The following is a 19463-nucleotide window of genomic DNA, read 5'->3' as shown; positions in this document are numbered from 1 at the left end:
ACGATGTCCCGAGACATGAACGTGCACGATCTCCTGAGACATCACACCAGACCAGCCGTTACACCGTTACCCGGACAGACCCGCCGAGGTCGACCCGCGATGCCAGGACCGCTCGGTGGACTTTTCGGGCTTGCTCGGCTCGGCGCGTTAGGCGCGTTCGAGGTCGGCGCGTACTTCTAGGGCCATGATGGCGCTCAGGAGGGTTGAGTACGCGGTCTTCGCGGTGGGCCCTGTTGACCAGTCGTTCCCCGCGAGAAGCATGTCCGCCTCCTTGGCGTGTTCCCAAAGCGCATTCGTGCTGGTCCGGATGAAGTCTTCGATCTCCAGTCTCGCCTCAGACTGGGTGTCGAGTTCGCCGCGAAACAAACCCGCGTACCGGTAGTACACGCCCTTGAACAGCCCTTCGTCGCCGCCGGAGCCCTCGACCGTGAATACTCCACCGTTGGCCAGTTCGCGGATCGCGGTAATGGCCGTGCGCGATGCTTGATCAAGATAGGCGCGGTTGCCAGTGGCGCGTGCGAGCTCGACACTCGCGCCGATGTAGAGGCCCTGGTTGTAGGTGAATCGCCATTGCGTGTCGATTCGCCCGTCGCCCTCGCGGTCGATCCCGTCTTCCACGAAGGCGTCGTCGGGACGAACGAGGGTGCTCGTGAGCCAGTCGTAGTCGATCTGCGCGTAGCTCAGGTATCGGGGGTCGGTGCTGTGCGCGGCGAGTCGGCAGGACAAGATGATGAAAGGGCCGTTGGCCGGGGTGTTCTTGTAGTGCAACTGCTGCTTCCGCCAGGCCACGCTTTGGCCGTGCTGGTCGTTCCAGCCGAATTCGACGACGTGGTCCCAGATCGCGCGCGCGTCGTTCAAGTACCCCTGGTCGCCGGTTGCGTCATGTAGCCGGAGTATCGCCAGCCCGAGCCAGAGCATGTCGTCGAAGTAGTCGTTGAAGGGCGATCCGTCGTTTCGTTCGAGGATGTTCCGGTAGACGAGCGCCGCGGCCTCGAGCCAGCGGGGGTCGCCGGTCCGTTGGTAGGCGTCGATTCGGACGTCGATGATGTGGGCGAGCCACCAGTAGTTGAAGGTGTCGTTGTCGCCTGGCTCCAACGGGTAGCTGTTGTTGAAGAGCTGGGGCTCGGACGCGCCGAAGAAGTGCTCGAGGCTTCGCTGAGCGGTGTCCGCTCGGGTGGCCCAGGTGGTTGCGGCTGTTGGGGGCATTGGTTTCCGTCCGGTGTGCTTGTGCTCGTGGGGACCTGACAGGAGGCCGCCTCGCGGAAGGCGAGGCGGCCTCCGTTTCGGGCTATCTGTTGGACGCGAGGATCTGATCGCCTTGGTCTTGCGCCTGCTTGAGGGCCTGCTCTGCTGTGAGTTCACCGGACATGAACTGCTGCAGGGCCGGGATGAGGGCCTTGCCCTCGACGTCGGAGTAGCCGGTCACGCTGGGGCGGACCTTGGCGACGTTCAGTGCCTCGATGAAGGCCGCGTAGTGGTCGTTGGTCGTGAAGTAGGAGTCATTGGCTGCGGTCTTGTTGGCCGGGATCCAACCCGAGATCTTGGCGAAGTCGATACCGCTCTGGGGTTCGGTGGTCCACCACTTCATGAATGCCCAGGCTCCGTCAGTGTTCTTGGCACCTTCAGGAATGACTAGGCCGAACCCGCCCATCGATGTTCCCTGGCCGCCGTCGGGCCCTGCCAGGGGCGGCACGATGCCGTACTCGAGACCAGCGACCTTGTCGAGGTCCGCTAGCGCCCACGGACCGTCGTATTTCATCGCGACGTTGCCTTGCGCGAAGGCGTCGACACCCTCACCGAAGCCCTGCTGGTACACGCCGGCATCGGTCAGGCTCTTCCAGAACGCGAGCACGCTCAGTCCCTCGGGGCTGTTGAACGCCGTCTTGGTGTCATCGGGGTTCAGCGCCTTGCCGCCCGCCTGGGCGAGCCACATGTTGAACAGACCCGGGTCGCTCAGCGAGAAGCCCGCCTGGATCAGTTTGTCGCCGTCCTTGATGGTGACCTTTTCGGCGGCCGCCTTGAGTTCGTCCCAGGTCGTGGGGGGTGTGACGCCGGCTTCGTCGAGGATGGCCTTGTTGTAGAACAAGGACCGGTTGTCGACGAGAAGCGGCAGGCCGTAGAGCTTGTCTCCGACCTTCATCTCGCCCAGTGCCTGGTCGTAGAACTGTGTGAGATCAACCTTGTCCTTGCTGATTTGGTCGTCGATGCTCGCCAGCGCGCCCTTGGGGACGTACAGCGAAGTCTGGTACCGGTCCCAGAGCACCACGTCCGGCACCTGCCCGCTCGCCATTCCGGTCAGGAGCTTCTGCTCGACGAGCTCCTGGGGCACGTAGGTAACCTCGAACGTGCTCTGCGACTTGTTGAACGCCGCCGTCTGAGCGGTGAGCTGGGCGACCTGCTCGGCCGAGGTCCACGATCCCCAGAAGGTCACTTCCTTCGTGGCGGCGTTCGTCTTCACGGTCGAATCGGTACCTGTCCCGGCGCTTGCGCACGCGGTGAGTGTCATCGCTGCGACCAGGGCCACGGCGCCAAGGCCGAGTGCCCTCGTAGGATTCTTCATTGAACTCTCTTTCTTTTTGGGTGCGGATCGCGCGAAAGGCTGAAGCGGTCGTCCATGGAGGTCGCCGCCGCTGGGGGCGTCGGTCACTTTGTTGACACGTGGGAGACGCCTTGGATGATGTAGCGCTGGGCGAAAACGAAGACCAGTAGCACGGGGGCGCTGGACAGGATGGTCCCGGCCATCAACGGTCCGTAGGCGGTCTGGTGCTCGCTGATGAAGGACGACAGTCCGACCTGGACCGTGAGCATGTCGGGGTTGTTCAGCACGATCAGCGGCCACAAGAAGCTGTTCCAGCCGGCTTGGAAAGTAAGGATCCCGAGGACGGCCATGCCCGCGGCGGCCAGCGGGAGGTAGACCTGGGCGAAGATCCGGAACTCCCCCGCCCCATCGATCCGTGCCGCCTCTCCGAGCTCGTCTGGCAGGGACTCGAAGAACTGCTTCATGAAGAACACCGCGAAGGGTCCCGCGGCGAAGGGGATGATCACGGCGCCGTAGGAGTTGATGAGGCCGAATCCTCCTTGGCCGAGAAGGTCGTTCCCGCCGATCAAGGGGAAGTACCTCAGGATGAGGAAGGTCGGAATCATCGTCACGATGGCGGGAACCATCATCGAGGCCAGGAACAGAGCGAACACCGCTCGCCGGCCAGCGAAGTGGAGCTTGGCTAGCGCGTACCCGCCCAGGCTGCCAAAGAAGATGTTCGTGATCGTGCCGGCCATCGCCAGGATGAAGGAGTTGAGCAAGTAGCGGGCGAAGGGTGTCTGGGTGAAGACCGTGACGTAGTTCTCGATGGTCGGGTCGCGAGGGATGAGGTTGAGGTACCCCCCGAGGATCTCCGAGACGGGCTTCAAGGACGTGGACACGGTCCAGACCAGGGGCATCACCGTGGCAAGGCTGACCATCACAACAGCGACGTACCAGGCCACTTTGCCGGCGACCTTACGTCTGCTGGGGCGCCGAACTCGGGTCACGATGGGCAGATGCGTTGTGGCGGTCATGCTCGCCCTGCCTTCGGGTTATTGACTCGTGCGTTGATCAGGGAAAAGACCATGATGATGAGGAACAACACAAATGAGATCGCCGACGCATATCCCATCTGCAGGGCGCCGAAGCCTCGGTCGTAGATGTAGTAGACGAGCGTCAAGGTGGAGTTTCCGGGACCACCCTTTGTCAGCACGAAAGCCTGATCAAAGACCTGGAAGGCCGAGATGATGAGCAGTGTCCCGACCAGGAACGTCGTGCGAGATATTCCCGGCAGAGTCACGTGCCAGAAGTCCTGCCATGCGTTTGCGCCGTCAAGGCGGGCGGCCTCGTGCAGGTCGGGTGAAACACCCTGGAGTCCGCCCAGATAGATGATCATGTTGGCGCCGAAGCCGGCCCACACACTCATCATGACTATGGCGATCATCGCCCATTTCGAGTCGTAGAGCCAGGCGGGACCGTTGATTCCGAACCAACCGAGAATGACGTTGAACATTCCATATTGCGGGTTAAGCAGCCAGAACCAGATGGACGCGGTGGCGACGGTCGAAGAGATCACAGGAATGTAGAACAGGGTGCGGAATATGCGCGACGCACGGCTGCTTCGATTGAGCAGCAAGGCAGTGCCCAGGGAAACGACAAGTCCGAGCGGGACATACAGCAGGGTGTAGTAGGCGGTGTTGCGCAGGGCGATCCAGAAGAACGGGTCGTGAAATATCCGTAGGTAGTTGTCGAGCCCTACCCAGCTGAGGTCACCAATGATCGAGTAGTCGCTCAGGCTCAGGACGAGCGCGATGACGATGGGCAAGAGGAGGAACAGCACGAACAGCGTGATGGGGACGGCGAGGAACAACCATCCGTTGACCGTCTGCTGACGTGCGGCGGCGGTGACGTGCCGGCGGCGCCGATTGCGGCGCCCAGACGGCTGAGCGGCGGCGTGGGCCGTTCCGGGATCGAGCTGGGTCAGTGCTACGGCTGCGCGGCCAAGCTCGGTCGGCGCAGTCATGATTCGACTCTCGCGGCGATCGGTTGGCGGTTGTAGGTCCGCAGACCCGCGACGTCCAGTGCGAGCTCGCAGAACATGGCGTTCGCCCAGGAGAACCAGTCCCTGGTGAACGCGGTCGGATCGTCCTTGTGGAACGACTCGTGCATGCGCCGGGTGCCGGCGTTGGTCGCGACCAAGGTGCGCAGTATCGCGGCCTTCTCCTCGTCCGTGCGCGCAGTGAGGCCTTCGACGGCCAGCCCGATGGGCCAGATCGTGTCACTCGGGGTGTGCGGACTCCCTTGACCGCACGCCGCGGAGCCTCGGTGGTAGTAAGGGTTGCGATCGCTGAGCAGGAACGCCCTGGTGGCCAGGTAGAGCGGGTCGTCATCCGCGCACCAGCCCAGGAGCGGCACCGACAGCAAGCTCGGCACGTTGGCGTCGTCCATCAAAAGGTAGTTTCCGAGACCGTCGACTTCGTACGCATAGATGGTGCCGATCTCGGCGGAGGTGACCACCCCGTGGTTAGCGATCCCGTCTTCGATCTCACGCTGGAGGTCGACGGCGGCCGAGGCCAGGTCGGAGTCGTCGAAGACTCCCAAAGCGATCTCGGCGATGTGCGTCAGCTCGACGGCGGCGAAGACGTTCCCGGGGATGTTGAACCCGAGGGTGCAAGCGTCGTCACTGGGCCGGAAGCCGCTCCAGGTCAAGCCCGTCGGTGCCACGACCGGTCCCCGACCCTGGCGAGCCAGTGTGTCCGAAGCTGCCGAGTTGAGGCGCTGGAACTGGTACGAAGAATTTCTTTCGTGGTCCTGTTCGGTACCCCACAGGGCGATGATTGTTCGAGCCGCCGCGACGAAATCGGTGAGATGATCGGTGCGTTCAGTAATGCGCCAGAAGTCGTACGCAAGCTGGATCGGATAGCACAGGGAGTCAACCTCGTACTTGCGCTCCCATACCCACGGGTCCAGCTCGGTGAGGTCATTGCTGTGACCTGCGCCGTTGGCCGCAACGTTGAATGCATTGGCGTACGGGTCCAGCAACACGTAGCGAAGCTGACGGCGACAGACGCGGGCGACTGTATCGGCGAGCTGCGAATCCTCGTTCAGGAAGTGCAGGTACGGCGTAAGCTGCGCCGACGAGTCACGCAACCACATCGCGGGAATGTCCCCCGTCACCACGAAAGCGGTCCCATCCGGAAAAGCCTCGATCGTCGTGCTGAGCGTATTGGTGAAGCACTCACGGAACACCGCTGCGGTCTGCACATCAAGCCGCTCCGCGACCCGCTGGCAAACACTCTCAAGCGTAACGGGACTGAACAAAGACATGCTGCTCCTTTGCAACGACTGCCTCGGCGCAACGGCCGGGTTGTGTAGCTCCTGGTGTAAGTAAAACCTTTGGAGTAACTCTTGTCAAGCGACTCCGCCCAAGCGAGCTGCGGCCTTCAGGATTCCGATCCACTGCGACCGCCCACGGATTCGCCCACCGACCTTCGCCAACCAACGGACAGGTTCAGCGGCGGGAGACGTGCCGTCCCTGTGACCTGGGAGGCAGTCACGCGAGCTGGTTCCGCGACCTGACAGCGGCCACGAGAAACTGCCCGGAGGCGGCCAAGTAACTGCCCGGTAGCGGACATGAGAGTTGCCCGCTGGCGGTCATGAGATCTGCCCGACACGACGTTCTTCGCCTCGCCGCTTCCCGCGGCTGAGGCCCCTCCCGGGGTGCGGTTGGCGGTGCTGATGCGCCGTTCGCCCCCAGGAGGGACACCGTGAAGTCTGCCGAGGAGATCATGAACATGTTGGAAGCGTTCGACTTGACCGGGTCGTTGCGTGACGCCGCGGAGCTGTCCGGGGTGTCCCACCACACCGTGGCCCGCTATGTCGCGGCCCGCGACGCGGGTGCGTTGTCCGATCGGGCCGCGGCCCGCGCGCAGCTGATCGACGAGTTTCTGCCCAAGATCGAGGAGTGGGTCGAGAGGTCCAAGGGCAAGGTCCGCGCGGACGTCGCCCACGACAAGCTCGTCGCGTTGGGCTTCACCGGCTCCGAGCGCACCACGCGCCGGGCTGTGGCGGTGGTCAAGGCGAGCTTCCGGGTCGGGCGGACCCGGGTCCACCGGCCGTGGGTGACCGAGCCCGGGATGTGGCTGCAGTACGACTTCGGCGACGGGCCCGTCATCGACGGGGCCAAGACCACGCTGTTCATCGCGTGGTTGGCGTGGTCGCGGTTCCGGGTGGTGCTCGCGATCAGGGACAAGACTTCACCGTCGGTGATGGCCGCCCTGGACGTCACGTTGCGGCGCATCGGTGGGGCGCCGACGTATCTGCTCACCGACAACGAGAAGACCGTGACCGTCGAGCACGTGGCCGGCATGCCGGTTCGCAACCCGGCGATGGTTGCCTTCGCCCGCCACTACGGCGTCACCTTGCACACCTGTGTCCCGGTGGACCCGGCCACCAAGGGCGGTAGCGAGTCGTCGGTGAAGATCGCCAAGGCGGACCTGGTCCCCAAGGACACCAACCTCCTGGACGCCTACGCGTCGTTCGCGGACCTCGAGGACGCGTGCGAGGCGTTCTGCGCGCAGGTCAACGCCCGCGTCCACCGCGTCACCAGGCGTGCTCCGGACGCGATGCTCGCCGAGGAACACACCCGCCTGCACCCGGTCCCGGTCGACCCGCACACGGTCGCGTTCGGCCTGACACGGGTCGTGCCACCCAAGACGCCGATGGTCACGTTCGACTCCGGGCAGTACTCCGTGCCGCACGAACTGCTCGGGGCCACGGTCTGGGTGCGGGTCCATGGGCGCGGCGCCGACGAGCAGGTCGTCATCGTCCACGTCGGGGCCACTGGACCGCTCGAGGTCGCCCGCCACCCGCGCGCGACCCCGGGCAGCCCGCAGATCATCGACGCCCACTTCCCACCTCCGCCGCCCGGCGCGCTCGGCCGGGTCCCGCTCGCGCGGACCACCGCCGAGGCCGCGTTCCTGGTCCTCGGCGACGGCGCCAGGGTGTGGTTGGCCGAAGCCGCCGCAGCGGGCACGACCAAGATGCGCGTGAAGATGGCCCAGGCCGTGGAGCTCGCCAAGCTGTTCACCCCCGGCGAGGTCGACTGGGCGCTGGGCCACGCCGCGGTCCATGCCCGGTTCGCCGAGGCCGACCTCGCCTCGATCCTGGACCACCACCACGCGGCCACCGCGGCCGGACCGGTCAACCAGGCCGGCGAGGACCGGTCGTTGACCCAGGGCACCCGCGGCTGGGCCACCCTCGGCACGGCGACCTCTGCGACGGAGGTGACCGCGTGAGCGCCCCGACCCGCACCCGCGAGGCGTCCGTGCCGGTGATCGGGGTCCCGTCGGCGCCGGCGATGCCCGAGGACGTCCAGGCGCTGTTGCACCGGTTGCGGCTGCCGCACATCCGCCGCCACGCCCCGGACGTGATCGCCACCGCCAAGGCCCAACGGTGGGAACCTGTCGAGGTGCTGCGCGCGCTGCTGGTCGAGGAAGCCGCGGGGCGCGAACGCTCCGCGCTGGCGACCCGGCGGGCCGGCGCGGGGTTCCCCACTGGCAAGACGTTCGACGCCTGGAACCCTGCCGCGTCCTCGATCCCGGCCCCGACCCAGCAAGCGCTGCGCACCCTGGAATGGGTGCACCGCCGCGAGAACCTGGTCGTCTGCGGACCGTCCGGGACGGGCAAGACGTTCCTGCTCGAGGCCCTGGGCCAGCACGCCGTCGAGCAAGGACTACGGGTGGCCTGGTTCACCCTGGAGGACCTCGGCACGCTGCTGCGCCGCCACCGCGCGGACGACTCGGTGACCAAGGCCATCGCCCGGGTCCTGCGCGCCGACCTCGTCGTGGTCGATGACATAGGGCTGCTGCCGGTGGCGCAGGACGCGGCCGAGGGCCTCTACCGGCTCGTCGACGCCGCCTACGAGAAACGCTCGGTGGCGATCTCGTCCAACCTGCACCCGGCCGCGTTCGACGAGCTGATGCCCAAGACCCTGGCGACGGCCACCGTCGACCGGCTCCTGCACCACGCGCACGTCTGCCAGACCAGCGGCGAGAGCGTCCGACAGGCACAAGCCCTCGCGGGCCAAGGGGTGAGCCCCTTGAGCTGAGAACCCGGGCCGGCGATGGTCAGCACTGGGCAGATCCCATGGCCATCACCGGGCACATTTCGTGGCCGTCACCGGGCAGGTCTCACGACCGCCTCTGGGCAGAACTCAATGGCCCTTGACAGCGACCCGACCACGCCCACCGTTCAACCGCGCCGTCGGACCGGCACGAACCCGGGACTCGAGGTCAACGAGACGAGGACGACGGCACCCAAATGGGCGTAGTGCACGCCGTCATTCGATGACCGGCACACGTGCTCAGGACGGGCAGTCGGCAACAGGTCGCGTCGACGGCAGGCTTCAGCAGAGCGGTCAGGCAGAGAACAGGAGTGCTGACGAGCGGGGTGCCAGCGCGTTGTCGAGCACCAGGCAAGCCGCACCCACGGCCGCTACGTCGCCTCCAATGGCCGACTGGGCTACCGCAATGGGCTGGGTCGTCACCAAAGCGGTCGACATGTTGATCAGGTCGGGCAAGCGGAGCAGGAGAAAGCCCGACACGCGATCCCAGTACGGACCACCAAAGACAACGCAGTCCAGGTCAAGCAGGCTCACGATCGTCACGACGGCCACCGCGATCCGACGCGCCATGGCGTCGAGGATGCTCACCGCCCCAGCGTTTCCCGCGCCGGCGAGCGCCGTCAACTCCGTGAACAGGTCGTCAAGCTCCGTTGGGCCGGGCGGCGAGCCCGGCGCCTCGAGGACCCCCCGCTCGATCGCGAGCTCGACGAGGGTGCGCGGCATGATCGCGTCCCCCAGACAGCCCCTTCGCCCACAGGAGCACATCGGGCCGTCCGGATCAACGATGATGTGGCCGGCGTCGCCCGCGTTGCTCGTCGATCCACGAACAACTTCATGCCCGTAGGCGAGCCCAACACCGACGCCCGTGCCGTAGTAGAAGAACACGAAGTCGTCCCGCTCGTGCTCCTCACTCATCCATAGCTCGGCCACCGCTGCCGCTGTGACATCCTTCTCGAGCACCACCGGAAGGCCCGTCGCCTTCGCGACAGCGTCGCGGAGCGCGACGCCGTGCCACCCCTTCAACAGGGGTGGGTCGAGGACAAGGCCCCGCACCAGGTCGAGCGGACCAGGGGTCGCTATGCCGATCCCGAGCAGGCGATCCCTGTCAACCCCAGACTCGACGATGAGAGATTCGATCGCCTCGCAGATGCTCGCCAGGACACGGTCCGGCCGCGGCGTCGACGTATGCGCGATAACTCGACCTTTCAGGTCGAGGACGACATACGTGATGACCGCGGGGTCGATGTGGACTCCGATCGCGTACCGGCTCGTTGGAACGAGCTGGAGGATCGTGCGCGGCTTACCAACCCCGAGGATCACCTGCCCGACGTCCCGGATGATCGACCCGTCGAGAAGCCTCCTGGTCACGTTGGACACGGTCTGTGCGCTCAGGCCCGTCTGCTTCGCGATTTCGACCCGGCTGAGGCCGTCCGGCGTACGTCGGATCGTGTCCAGGACGACGGTCTGGTTAAAAACCCCGAGCGCGTGGGAGTTCGTGCCCTTCCGCATGCGACCTCCCCGCAAGCCCGGCCGTCGAGCGACGGCTAGTGGCAAGTATGCCGTCACACCCACCCCCGGCACGTCCTACGACTTCACCCCGAGCAGGTCCGGGCGAGTACGACCCCTCGGATCATGGCCACAGTGCTCGTTGGCGGCACGACGACAACGTTCGTTGTGCCCTCCTACACGAACTTCACGGTCGCGGAGTCGAGATGCACGCCAGGAAAACGCCCAGCAAATCGTCCGTCAGGGCTGGCGACCCGCATATCTGTCGTGAGCGACCATGCGACACGCTAGTCGGCGTCAGCCACGCTGGACCGCCCGCATGAGCGCAACGGCCCGAACCACGAAGAGTGTGCTCACTGCCGTGGGTGGTCAGCGAAGCAACGCGGGAGGCAGGTACTCCATCTCCGTCGAGCCGTCCTGGTGGCCGACCACCCGCCAGGCCGCGCCCTTTTCCGTGAGCATCGCCCGGGCTGTGACCAGACCAGTTTCTCGACCCACTCGAAGCAGCGTTTCGAAGACCTCACCATGGGTGCAGATCGCCCACGGCCCCCCCGCATGCGCCAGAACCCACGGCAGCATCAGGGCGGGATTGGCATCCTTGGCCAGCAACGGATGGTCGAGAATCTCAAGTCCTCGAGCGCCAGCAAGCGGGGCCAGCGTCTGGTGGCACCGCGCGGTCGGGCTTGACCACAGCCCCACGAGATTGTCAGCCGCGAGAGTCAGGACGAGGGCTCGGGCCTGCATCTCCCCACGCGCGGACAGCGGCCGCTCGGATTCTTCGCCACCCCATCGCGACTTGCTCTCAGCATGGGAATGGCGAACGAGGATCACCGCACCAGAGGCTACCCGGCATCGCAATGGAAATCTCAACGCGGTCGAACCGATCTCCGCGAACGAACGGCGAAGCACGCGGAGAGACAGTCGCGTCGCGTACTTCGCTTCAGCTAATGTTGTCGAACAGGCGTTCGAGCAACGTGGAGGTTAGTGTGGCTCCGGGCCAGCGGCGGATCCTGAACGAGTCGCGCCCCATCGCCGCCCCCGTTGGGCCCGCAACACGGCGCATCCCTGTCATCGTCAGGCTGGTGTGGGAAGCCGCCGGCGCGCCAGCAGGCGAGGTCGAGTGGCTCCCCGCCCGAGCGAACCGATGGGTTGATGGGCGGGTCCTCGTGCAGCTCACGGACGACGAAAGCTCCCGCGACGACCGGCTCGTCTGGCTCGGGGCTGAAGACGTCCATAGGTCCCTGCGCTGGCTGGTTCCTCCGGGCAGCCTGGCACCACGCACGCTTGGGGCCGGCGCGTGACTTCACCGCGTTCAAGAGCCGGGTCAGGCTGCAGGTCCCGACCGGCGCCGCGTCCTGATGGTCCGCGTGTCGGCGGGTTGGTCGAAGAGTCCCGTCGTACCGCCCTTCCGTGGCCTCGTGCCCTGGTCACTGCGGTGGTTCGGTGACGGCACCGCCGGTGCAGGTGGGCGACTTGGTGACGTCCGATGACCTCGCGCACGGGGTCTGGGAGGTAGTAGCGGTCCGTCACGGGGGCGCACGGGTCGCTCCGCGGTCGATCAACCTGACGGGCCAGCCAAGGCGTGTGGTTGCGCTGGGGACCTTGCGCCGGTTCGAGCCGGACAACCACGACTCCTAACTCGCGGAGCCGAAAGTACGGCAAATCAGGAGAGACCGTCCGAGCACGGCTTGTTCCACGACGGTGCCAGTGCTGGTCGCGAGGGTTCAAGAAGACGCGCCGTTGGCGACCTTTGAGCAGCCATTGCACGAACTGTTTGCTCGGCTCGAGGGCAGGCTCGCCGCCCACACCAGCAGGGGAAGCATGCACTCCCCCGCTCAAAGCAATCGGGGTAGACCTCGCCCGCCAAAGTACGAAAGGTAGGGGGTAAACCGGGCGCCGCTTCGCGGGGATGCCGGAGGGCCGCCGGCGGCGTCTAGATGTACTCGGCCACGAGGTTGGTGACGGTTGGGGTGTTGACGTGAGGAGGACCTCCGGGCGTAGTGGAGATGTCTGACGTCTTCACCAACCGGAGGTCCTCGTGTCTCACGCTAACGCGCGGCTCACGCCGCATGGCAGATGGTTGCTCGTTCAGCGCGTGCGGGTGCACGGTCGCCCGGTCGCCCACGTCGCCCGGGAGCTCGGTGTCTCGCGCCAGTGCGCGCACCGCTGGGTCGCGCGCTACGACCAGCTCGGCCGGGCCGGCCTGCTGGACAGGTCGTGCCGTCCCCGCGCCAATCCCCGCGCCACCCCCACGCGCGTGGTCGAGGCCGTGGTCGCTGAACGGGTGCGCTCCCGGTGCGGGCCGGACGAACTGTCCCGGACCACCGGGGTCCCCGCGCGCACGATCTCGCGGGTCCTGCGCCGCGCAGGGGTGCCCTACCTGTGGCAGTGCGACCCGATCACCGGCGACGTGATCCGCGCCTCGAAAGCCACCGCCCGGCGCTACGAGCACGACCGGCCCGGTGACCTGGTCCACCTGGACGTCAAGAAGATCGGCCGCATTCCCGACGGCGGCGGCTGGAAATCTCACGGCCGCGCGGCCGGATCCACTTCCCTGCGCCGCAAGACCCGGCTCGGTTTCGACTACGTCCACTGCGCGGTCGATGACCACTCCCGGGTCGCGTACTCCGAGATCCTGCCCGACGAGAAGGGCCCGACCGGTGCCGGGTTCACCGACCGCGCGCTGGACTACTTCGCTGCCTTGAGTGCGCCGGTGCGCGCGATCCTGACCGACAACCACTGGTCCTACTCCCGCAGCCGGGACCTGCGCGAGGTCCTGGCAGCACACGGCGCCGACCACTGGTTCATCAAGGCGCACTGCCCGTGGCAAAACGGCAAGGTCGAACGCTTCAACCGGACTCTGGCCACCGAGTGGGCCTACCGGCGCCCCTACCTGTCCAACGACGAACGCACCGCGGCCTACCCCGCCTGGCTCCACCGGTACAACAATGAACGACACCACTACGCCGTCGGCGGACCACCAATCAGCCGACTGTCACCAACGTGATGGCCGAGTACACCTAGTAGGTCAGCGACGATGCGAACCTGGGGTCCATCGTGCACCACGTGCGCGACACCGAGATGATCTGCGCCAGCAAGCCGCAGCCGCAAGGGGTGCGGTTCTTCGAAGTTGCGCCACCAGGTCTTGCGCCCGGGCGTGCCGACTTGGATGTGAACGGATCGCCCGTTCACGACGTAGGCCGTGACCAGCCGGTGGTCGCGGCCGGAGCGACGACCGCGGTACTCCACGACGGCGAGCCGACGTCCGAGCAGCGAGCCCGCAGGGCTCCTCAGCGCAGCGACCAACACCTTGTTGGCCACGCGGTTGGTCAACGCGAATCCGCGACTGCGCACTGTTGCCATGCGGCCAGCGTCCTGCCCGCTCGGCGGACGGGTTCAGGGCGAAGGTCCCGTGCGTCGGGTGCGCCCATGCGATCACCCACGGTGCTCGGCAATGACACGGCCCAGCCCGACGGCGGCCGCGCGTCCGCGGGCCGGTGCGCCGACCCCACCCCACCACCGCGAGGGGTGGCGAAGGCGACGAACGGGCACACGCCGAGAATCAATCCCGCTCGGCACGCCTGCGGACACCGTCGCGTGGCGTCGCGCCGATCAGATCCGATTCAAGCCAGGCCCTCACCGCCTCCAGTTGACGCTTCACGGGCCCCTGGGCGTCCAGGCGAAGGACGGGGCACGTCAGGGCTGACAGCCACTCCTCGTGTCCGGCCCTGCTGTGCCCGGCGAACTTCGGGTCGTCGTAGCCGCTGGCCCACGCGTAGAACTCCTGGTGCGCGGCCTCGTTCGCTCCGCCTGGTTCGATGGTCGACCCGTACCTGACCGTCTCTCGAGACTTCAAGCGGCAAAGGCGAATGGCCGGATCGAGGGTGAGCAGGACCACCGCGTCAAGGCGCCGAACGACCGGGCCACCCCAGTCGACCAGTGATCCGGACAGGACCCAGGAATCGCGGGGCGCGAAGACCGACTCCATGAGGCTGATGCGATCCGCAATCGGCCTCTTCGTCGTGTAGGGCGGCGATGTCGGCATCCAGAAGTAGTCGTCGACGTCGGCGTGGGGAACGGCCAGACGCTCCGCCACAGCGGAGCCCAGCGTCGTCGTGCCGGAGCCGCTTGCACCCGTGATGAGAAGTCGCATCGGAAACAATTAAGGTCACCCGCTTCCTGGTCTCGGAGCTCGTACCGCCAGCAATTGTCCTTCGCTCACCGCTCGGGTGCGCCGATCACGACGAGATCACGATTCCGGCGGCGAGGACGGCGACGGCGATGGCAAGGACCGCGAGCTCGGTGCGAGCGATCGACCGCTTCGCAATCTCTCGTCGTTCAGCGCGTGGAACAGTACTCCGGCATGTTCGAGCTCCAGCGGCCCCGTTGGAGGCGACGGCAACCGATGGCCGCCGCTGGCGGCCATCGATGTGAGTTCACGACCAAACCCTCGACGTGCAGCCACGCCTACGACTCGCAACTCGTCGGACCCGTCGTGCCCGATCCGGCCCTGTGCGAGCGTGATCGCAACACGTATCACCTCGATCGCGAGCACACGATCCAACAGGCTGGGTCTGAGACTCCCCCGAACATCGTCCGTCCCGGCATCTCGGCCCCCTGCGCCCGCCGCGGCAGCACCTTCGAGCTCACGGGAGTGTGACTTCCCAGATCGTGCCGGGGACGCGTCCCCGCGCGGATGCCGGGCGACCCGGCCTCATGGCGCGCCGAGCGGTTGACCGTCGACGGTGACCTGCAGCGCCGGGCTCTTCTCCGGCCAGAACGCGACCAGCCCGGCGATCTTGGCGGACTCCGGCAGCGGCGTGCGGTACGCCCAGGCGACGTCCGCCAGGCTTGCACCACCGGTGCCCAGGGTCCAGTACGTCGCGGTGCCCTTGTAGGGGCGGTGACTGGTCGTGGCGCTCGGGGCCAGCAGGTCCATGCGCACGTCCGCCTGGGGGAGGTAGTACCGCGCGGTGAGGCCGGTCTCGAAGAGGACGACCGGGCGATGGGACTCCGCGACGGTGACCCCGTTGAAGGTGACCACGACGTGCCGGCTACTGGTCAGTGCGTCGATGCGCACATACGGGCTGCGCGGGTGGGTGTAGACGATCTCGTCCTCTTCCATCCACGGGGCCCCGTGCGGCTTGGCGTGCGGCGTCGACGGCGTGGGTGAGGCGTCGGCTGGACGTCGACGACCGCGACCCCGGCCAGCGGGACGCCCTCACGCATTACTTCACGGACTCGGTCGAGCCAATCCTGACCCCGCTCGCCGCAGACGGCGCCCATCCGTTCCCGTTCATCAGCAGCCTGGGCCTGAACCTGGCGAGCAGGACAACTGCTCAGCCTGGGACATGCAGCCAGACGGGAACTACCGGCAGCGCCAACCTGCATCCGGCCAGGCGCGGCGTGGAGCACGAGACACCTTCATCGAAGCGTCCCAGACGAACTAGCTGGGTCCCATGCGCGGGCTCCGCCGCCGCTCTGCACCGCTTCCCGCATCGCCACCGTCGCGCAGGGCTTTCAGCAGGTCGATGACGGGACCGAGATCTCGTCCCGCCAGGGCAGCATCCAAGTCGGAGTGCACGCTCCTGGGCGACCCCACCGGCCGCCGCGGGTCCGAGAGTCGATCTATCTCTACCAGCTCGACGAACGGTTCCGAAGATGCGCGCGCCACCAACTCACTGAACGCGTCCGCGAACAGTCGCTCTCTCAGAACCGTCATGCCAGTCCCCTTCGTGATTGGGCGAACGTGTTTTGGTGCGCGGCCATGTAGTAACGGGGCCGAGCATCGGCCATCAACGTGGACGACCGATGACCAGAGCGCTTCCAGAGCCTCGCTCCCGGGAGAACACTGCCTCCGGACGCAAGGTGCGGCGCCGGGGTCAGGCCCACAACGCCCCCCCCGATCGACCGGATGGTCGAAACCGCGCGCGTTCGACGTGCGCGCCGACAAACACACTCACCGGATCCCGGCGTCCACCAGCGGTAGATCGCCCAGCGCCTGGGCGCGGGGTGTCAGCGGAGCAGGAGCGGCGGCACATACTCCAACGCGGTCGCGCCGTCCTCGTGCTGCCTGACGCGCCATGCGGCACCCTTCTCGGTGGCGCGCGCCGGCGCGGTCACCCGGCCCGACGACCGCGCCACGATGAGCAACTCGTGCAGCACCTCACCGTGGGTGCACAACGCCCACGGCGCGGTCGGGTTCGACAGGATCCAGTCCAGCAACTCGTCGACCGAACCGTCCTTGGCGAGCAGCGCGTGGTCCTGCACCACGACGCCGCGTGCGGCCGCCAACGGCTCGACCGTCTGACGGCAGCGCACCGCGGCACTGGTCCACACCACGGCGATTTCGTCGTCGGCGAGGGACCGGACCAAGGACTCGGCCTGGACCAGGCCGCGCGCGGTAAGCGGGCGCAAGTTGTCGTCCCGGTCCCAGTCCGCCTTGTGACCGGCATGGGCGTGGCGTACGAGTATCACGGCCCAACTCTAGGCGCGCCCAGTCTGCGGCTAGTCCGGTACAGCGACGTTCTCGGTCTTGGTCGTGGACGGCATCATGAACGTGAACGTCCGCATGAAGAAGAGGGTGATCTTCTGGCGTCCGGACACGTCTCCGCTTTCCACCACGGACTTGAGACTGGCCAGGATTGCCTTCCACGTGGCGTCGACCTTGTCCATCTTGGACTCAGCAGGCCAGCCGCCGTTGACGAGGGTGACCCGGGTGCCTTGGGGGATCGTCTCCAAATGCCACTCGACGACCGTGAGCGGATCGTCGCGCATCGTCAGGACCTGCGTGTGTCGGAACGTGGTCGGCGGATCGAACTCGAGCACCCGACCCACCATGAAGACTCTCGAGCCGTCCTGCGACTTGTAGTACAGCGGGTCACCCGGCCGGAAGCTCGTCTCCAGAACGGAGTCCAGCTGCGCTCTTTGTCGGGCGCCGACCTTCGTGATCTCCGCCCAGACGACCTCGATGGGGGCAGCGATAGTGATGGAATGCCGGATCTCGCTCTCAGCCACTTTTCTTCCCGTCCTCGGTGGTGTCGTCATGCATGAGCGCTGCGCGGGCCGAGGTCTCGGCCTCGTCGCGCACTGCGATCAGGGCCGCGGCCCAGGGTCCGCTGGCCGTGGAGACCCAGCGGTGGTGGATCTGCTGGATCGGGACAGCGTTGAGGTAGTTGATCCGGTACCGACCGCGCTTCTCGGTCACCACCAGGTCCGCCGCCCGCAGGACCGCCAGGTGCACCATCACCACATGCCGGTCCAGGGCGAGGCCGACAACGAGATCTCCCGTCGTCAACGGTGCCTCGGCCAGCAGATCGAGGATCTGGCGTCGGGTGGGATGCGCGAGCGCCTTCCACAGGTCGTCATCGTCGTCACGTAAGAGATCCATTTCGTAATCTTCTCACTACATAGTGGCGTGTCAAGGGGTGTTGCATCAGGGTGGATCGGGGCGGTGGCTAATGGAGAGGTACCCGAACCGCCGCCCAGACGCCGATCGCCCCAGTGGGCGAACCAGCATGGCTGTTAGTCGGCGGCGGCGATGGCTAGCGTGACTTGAGTGGATGCCTTGATGTCTGCCGCGTTGGACTGGCGGCCGTCGACGGCTTCGGACCTACCCCTGCTCGCGAATGGCTGCAGGAGCCACAGGTCGCGCGCTGGTGGAACCACGAGAGCAGTGCCGAGGCTGTTGAGCGTGACTTTGGACCGAGCGTTCGGGGCGAGGAAGCCGGCGAGGATCTCGTCGTGTCGATCGGCGGTCGTCCGATCGGGCGGGTGCAACGGTCATCTATCAGCGACTACCCCAGTGACCTCGCCGAATTCGCAGCGCTCGTTGACGTGCCCGACGGCGCCTCTCCAGTCCGATGGAGCATCGGTGGCGGTCCCGATTCCTCGGATCAAGTCTCTCAGCACGAGCAACCCCGGCACAATCGCCTCTGCGGCTTCGTGCCGCTGAGCCCGGAGTTCTTCGCCTCGGCTCTTCCGCAGGGCCAACTGGTAGGCGCCGGTGGCGGCGACCAGCGGCAGCAATAGTGTCGTCACCACAGTCATCCAGTCCACGCTCACGAGTAAGGCCCGGTCTCGCGAACACACCGAACTATCTACCGTCTCGGCTCGTCTTTGTTCACTCGCGAAATGGCAGAAGCGCCGGGCCTCGACAGGTTTGGATGACTCGATGCCACGCATCCGGGCTTCGGATGCCACCTCCATCACCTAGTTGGCGCGAAGTGCTGGGTCGGCCCGACCCGCGCGTCAGCTGTCGTCAAGCCGCGAGTCCTCGGTTAGCGCGCCGACGTTGAGATCTCCGAGCGGTTCACAGATGCGGCGATTCCCACCAGGTCCCTGACGAGTGCGGGACAAACCCGATGGAGTAGTAGAACTGCTGGTCGGAGCTGACGTAGGCGACCTTGGCCCCCAGGTGTCCGCAACGGCGGGCGGCCTCCAGGACGGCCGCCCGCCCGAGGCCGCGTTTGCGGTGATCGGGATCGGTACACACGGGTTCGACGTACGCGTAGTCAGTGACCGGGTCGTACCAGATGCCGCAGTACGCGACGTACTCGCCGTTGGGGGCGATCACGACGATGTTCAGGTCGCGGATGAGGTGCGGGCCGGAGACGCCGGTTCGGCGCATGTGGATCGCGTCGGGGGTCTCCTGCGGCTCGCCGGGGTTGTTGAACCCGCGGTGCAGCACCCGGTTCAGACGGTGGAGGTCGCAGTCGTCGGCGAGGCTGGCGATCCGGTAGCCGTCCGGAAGTCGGTAGGACAGGTAGCCGGTGAGGTCGAGGGCGGCGTTCGGCTGCCTGTCTTTCGTCCGGGTCAGGCCGTGCGCGGCCGCGATCGGCGGAAGGTCCTGGTCCGTGTCTTCGATGAGCACCCTGATCGCGCCGTTCCGGGTCAGGTTCTGCAGCGCGTAGCGGAGCATGTCCTCGTGCAGGAATGCGTGGTCCTGGTCGGTGAGGAACCACGCGAACCCGGTCGTGTTCTCGTAGGTGACCACCGCGACGATCTCGCCGTCGTCCTCCCAGACTCCGATCCTCGCCAGCGCACTGGTGTCGCAATACCAGGTCTGGGAGAACATCCACTCCCACCGGCCCCACAGGAAGCCCGGCGTGGGTGCCCCGCCCTGGTTGATGCGTACGAGGAAGTCTCGAACGCGATGGAAGTCGTCGGTAAACCCAGCGGAAGCCGTGTAGTTCCGCACTGCCGCAGTCATGGACGTCGCCTCTGCCGTGTCGAGGAAGAGCTCCGCACCGGATGTGCCAAGCGCCGCCTTGACTGTACGACCCGTGTCGAGCGAGACCCGGTCCTGCTGGG

The 19463-nt window shown here is 66.5% G+C and carries 18 protein-coding genes; 5 read left to right on the top strand and 13 right to left on the bottom strand.

The genetic code is table 11. The features are described 5' to 3' along the window. Nucleotides 1–147 precede the first annotated feature (147 nt). From VTA80_RS15150 to VTA80_RS15130, 5 genes are all read right to left on the bottom strand, one after another. A complete protein-coding gene (locus VTA80_RS15150; protein WP_407341920.1) occupies nucleotides 148–1206 on the bottom strand; it encodes a glycoside hydrolase family 76 protein in 1059 nt (352 codons plus the stop codon). A gap of 82 nt (nucleotides 1207–1288) precedes the next feature. Further along, on the bottom strand, nucleotides 1289–2647 hold the full coding sequence (locus VTA80_RS15145; RefSeq protein WP_407341919.1) for an ABC transporter substrate-binding protein: 1359 nt from the start codon (nucleotides 2645–2647) through the stop codon (nucleotides 1289–1291). Next, complete coding sequence (locus tag VTA80_RS15140; protein ID WP_407341918.1) at nucleotides 2644–3483, bottom strand: carbohydrate ABC transporter permease; 840 nt, start codon at nucleotides 3481–3483, stop codon at nucleotides 2644–2646. Before VTA80_RS15140 ends, VTA80_RS15145 begins: the two co-directional genes overlap by 4 nt. 68 nt (nucleotides 3484–3551) lie before the next feature. After that, on the bottom strand, nucleotides 3552–4544 hold the full coding sequence (locus tag VTA80_RS15135; protein WP_407341917.1) for a carbohydrate ABC transporter permease: 993 nt from the start codon (nucleotides 4542–4544) through the stop codon (nucleotides 3552–3554). Continuing rightward, entirely contained in the window at nucleotides 4541–5848 is a 1308-nt protein-coding gene (locus tag VTA80_RS15130; protein WP_407341916.1) for a glycoside hydrolase family 125 protein, read from the bottom strand. Before VTA80_RS15130 ends, VTA80_RS15135 begins: the two co-directional genes overlap by 4 nt. 440 nt (nucleotides 5849–6288) lie before the next feature. Between VTA80_RS15130 and istA the strand changes: the two genes are divergently transcribed. Then, nucleotides 6289–7818: an IS21 family transposase gene (gene istA, locus VTA80_RS15125; protein WP_407341915.1), complete on the top strand. Its 1530-nt coding sequence runs from the start codon at nucleotides 6289–6291 to the stop codon at nucleotides 7816–7818. Beyond that, nucleotides 7815–8630, top strand: coding sequence for an IS21-like element helper ATPase IstB (gene istB, locus VTA80_RS15120; RefSeq protein ID WP_407341914.1), 816 nt, complete (start codon nucleotides 7815–7817; stop codon nucleotides 8628–8630). The genes istA and istB overlap by 4 nt, the downstream gene beginning before the upstream one ends. A 309-nt stretch (nucleotides 8631–8939) precedes the next feature. On the opposite strand, the gene VTA80_RS15115 is transcribed toward istB, so the two are convergent. After that, nucleotides 8940–10154, bottom strand: a complete 1215-nt coding sequence (locus VTA80_RS15115) for an ROK family protein (RefSeq protein ID WP_407341913.1) — start codon at nucleotides 10152–10154, stop codon at nucleotides 8940–8942. Between the two features lie 366 nt (nucleotides 10155–10520). Further along, complete coding sequence (locus tag VTA80_RS15110; protein ID WP_407341912.1) at nucleotides 10521–10982, bottom strand: SixA phosphatase family protein; 462 nt, start codon at nucleotides 10980–10982, stop codon at nucleotides 10521–10523. A gap of 1207 nt (nucleotides 10983–12189) precedes the next feature. Between VTA80_RS15110 and VTA80_RS15105 the strand changes: the two genes are divergently transcribed. Then, the gene (locus VTA80_RS15105; protein WP_407341911.1) at nucleotides 12190–13158 is read left to right on the top strand and encodes an IS481 family transposase; all 969 of its coding nucleotides are present in this window, start codon (nucleotides 12190–12192) and stop codon (nucleotides 13156–13158) included. 555 nt (nucleotides 13159–13713) lie between these two features. Here the strand turns inward: VTA80_RS15105 and VTA80_RS15100 are convergent. Together VTA80_RS15100 and VTA80_RS15095 are read right to left on the bottom strand one after the other, a co-directional pair. Beyond that, complete coding sequence (locus VTA80_RS15100) at nucleotides 13714–14304, bottom strand: AAA family ATPase (RefSeq protein ID WP_407341910.1); 591 nt, start codon at nucleotides 14302–14304, stop codon at nucleotides 13714–13716. Between the two features lie 561 nt (nucleotides 14305–14865). Further along, complete coding sequence (locus VTA80_RS15095) at nucleotides 14866–15276, bottom strand: DUF427 domain-containing protein (protein ID WP_407341909.1); 411 nt, start codon at nucleotides 15274–15276, stop codon at nucleotides 14866–14868. Between VTA80_RS15095 and VTA80_RS15090 the strand changes: the two genes are divergently transcribed. Then, nucleotides 15216–15686: a hypothetical protein gene (locus VTA80_RS15090; protein ID WP_407341908.1), complete on the top strand. Its 471-nt coding sequence runs from the start codon at nucleotides 15216–15218 to the stop codon at nucleotides 15684–15686. The genes VTA80_RS15095 and VTA80_RS15090 overlap by 61 nt on opposite strands. Nucleotides 15687–16166: 480 nt before the next feature. Here the strand turns inward: VTA80_RS15090 and VTA80_RS15085 are convergent, their stop codons facing one another. The 3 genes from VTA80_RS15085 to VTA80_RS15075 are packed head-to-tail and all read right to left on the bottom strand — an operon-like array spanning nucleotide 16167 to nucleotide 17541. Next, entirely contained in the window at nucleotides 16167–16628 is a 462-nt protein-coding gene (locus tag VTA80_RS15085; protein ID WP_407341907.1) for a SixA phosphatase family protein, read from the bottom strand. 30 nt (nucleotides 16629–16658) lie between these two features. Beyond that, nucleotides 16659–17168 (bottom strand): SRPBCC domain-containing protein, encoded by a 510-nt coding sequence (locus VTA80_RS15080; RefSeq protein ID WP_407341906.1) that lies wholly within the window; start codon nucleotides 17166–17168, stop codon nucleotides 16659–16661. Beyond that, the gene (locus VTA80_RS15075; RefSeq protein ID WP_407341905.1) at nucleotides 17161–17541 is read right to left on the bottom strand and encodes an ArsR/SmtB family transcription factor; all 381 of its coding nucleotides are present in this window, start codon (nucleotides 17539–17541) and stop codon (nucleotides 17161–17163) included. The genes VTA80_RS15080 and VTA80_RS15075 overlap by 8 nt, the downstream gene beginning before the upstream one ends. Nucleotides 17542–17894: 353 nt before the next feature. Here VTA80_RS15075 and VTA80_RS15070 point away from each other — a divergent pair, with 353 nt between their 5' ends. Next, complete coding sequence (locus VTA80_RS15070; RefSeq protein WP_407341904.1) at nucleotides 17895–18182, top strand: hypothetical protein; 288 nt, start codon at nucleotides 17895–17897, stop codon at nucleotides 18180–18182. Nucleotides 18183–18462: 280 nt separating this feature from the next. On the opposite strand, the gene VTA80_RS15065 is transcribed toward VTA80_RS15070, so the two are convergent. After that, nucleotides 18463–19362 (bottom strand): GNAT family N-acetyltransferase, encoded by a 900-nt coding sequence (locus tag VTA80_RS15065; RefSeq protein ID WP_407341903.1) that lies wholly within the window; start codon nucleotides 19360–19362, stop codon nucleotides 18463–18465. Between the last annotated feature and the right edge of the window lie 101 nt (nucleotides 19363–19463).

This window comes from Pengzhenrongella phosphoraccumulans, assembly GCF_045689905.1.
GTDB lineage: Bacteria > Actinomycetota > Actinomycetes > Actinomycetales > Cellulomonadaceae > Pengzhenrongella > Pengzhenrongella phosphoraccumulans.
Note: the sequence above shows the minus strand (reverse complement) of the source record. Positions and strands in the feature narration are given on the sequence as shown.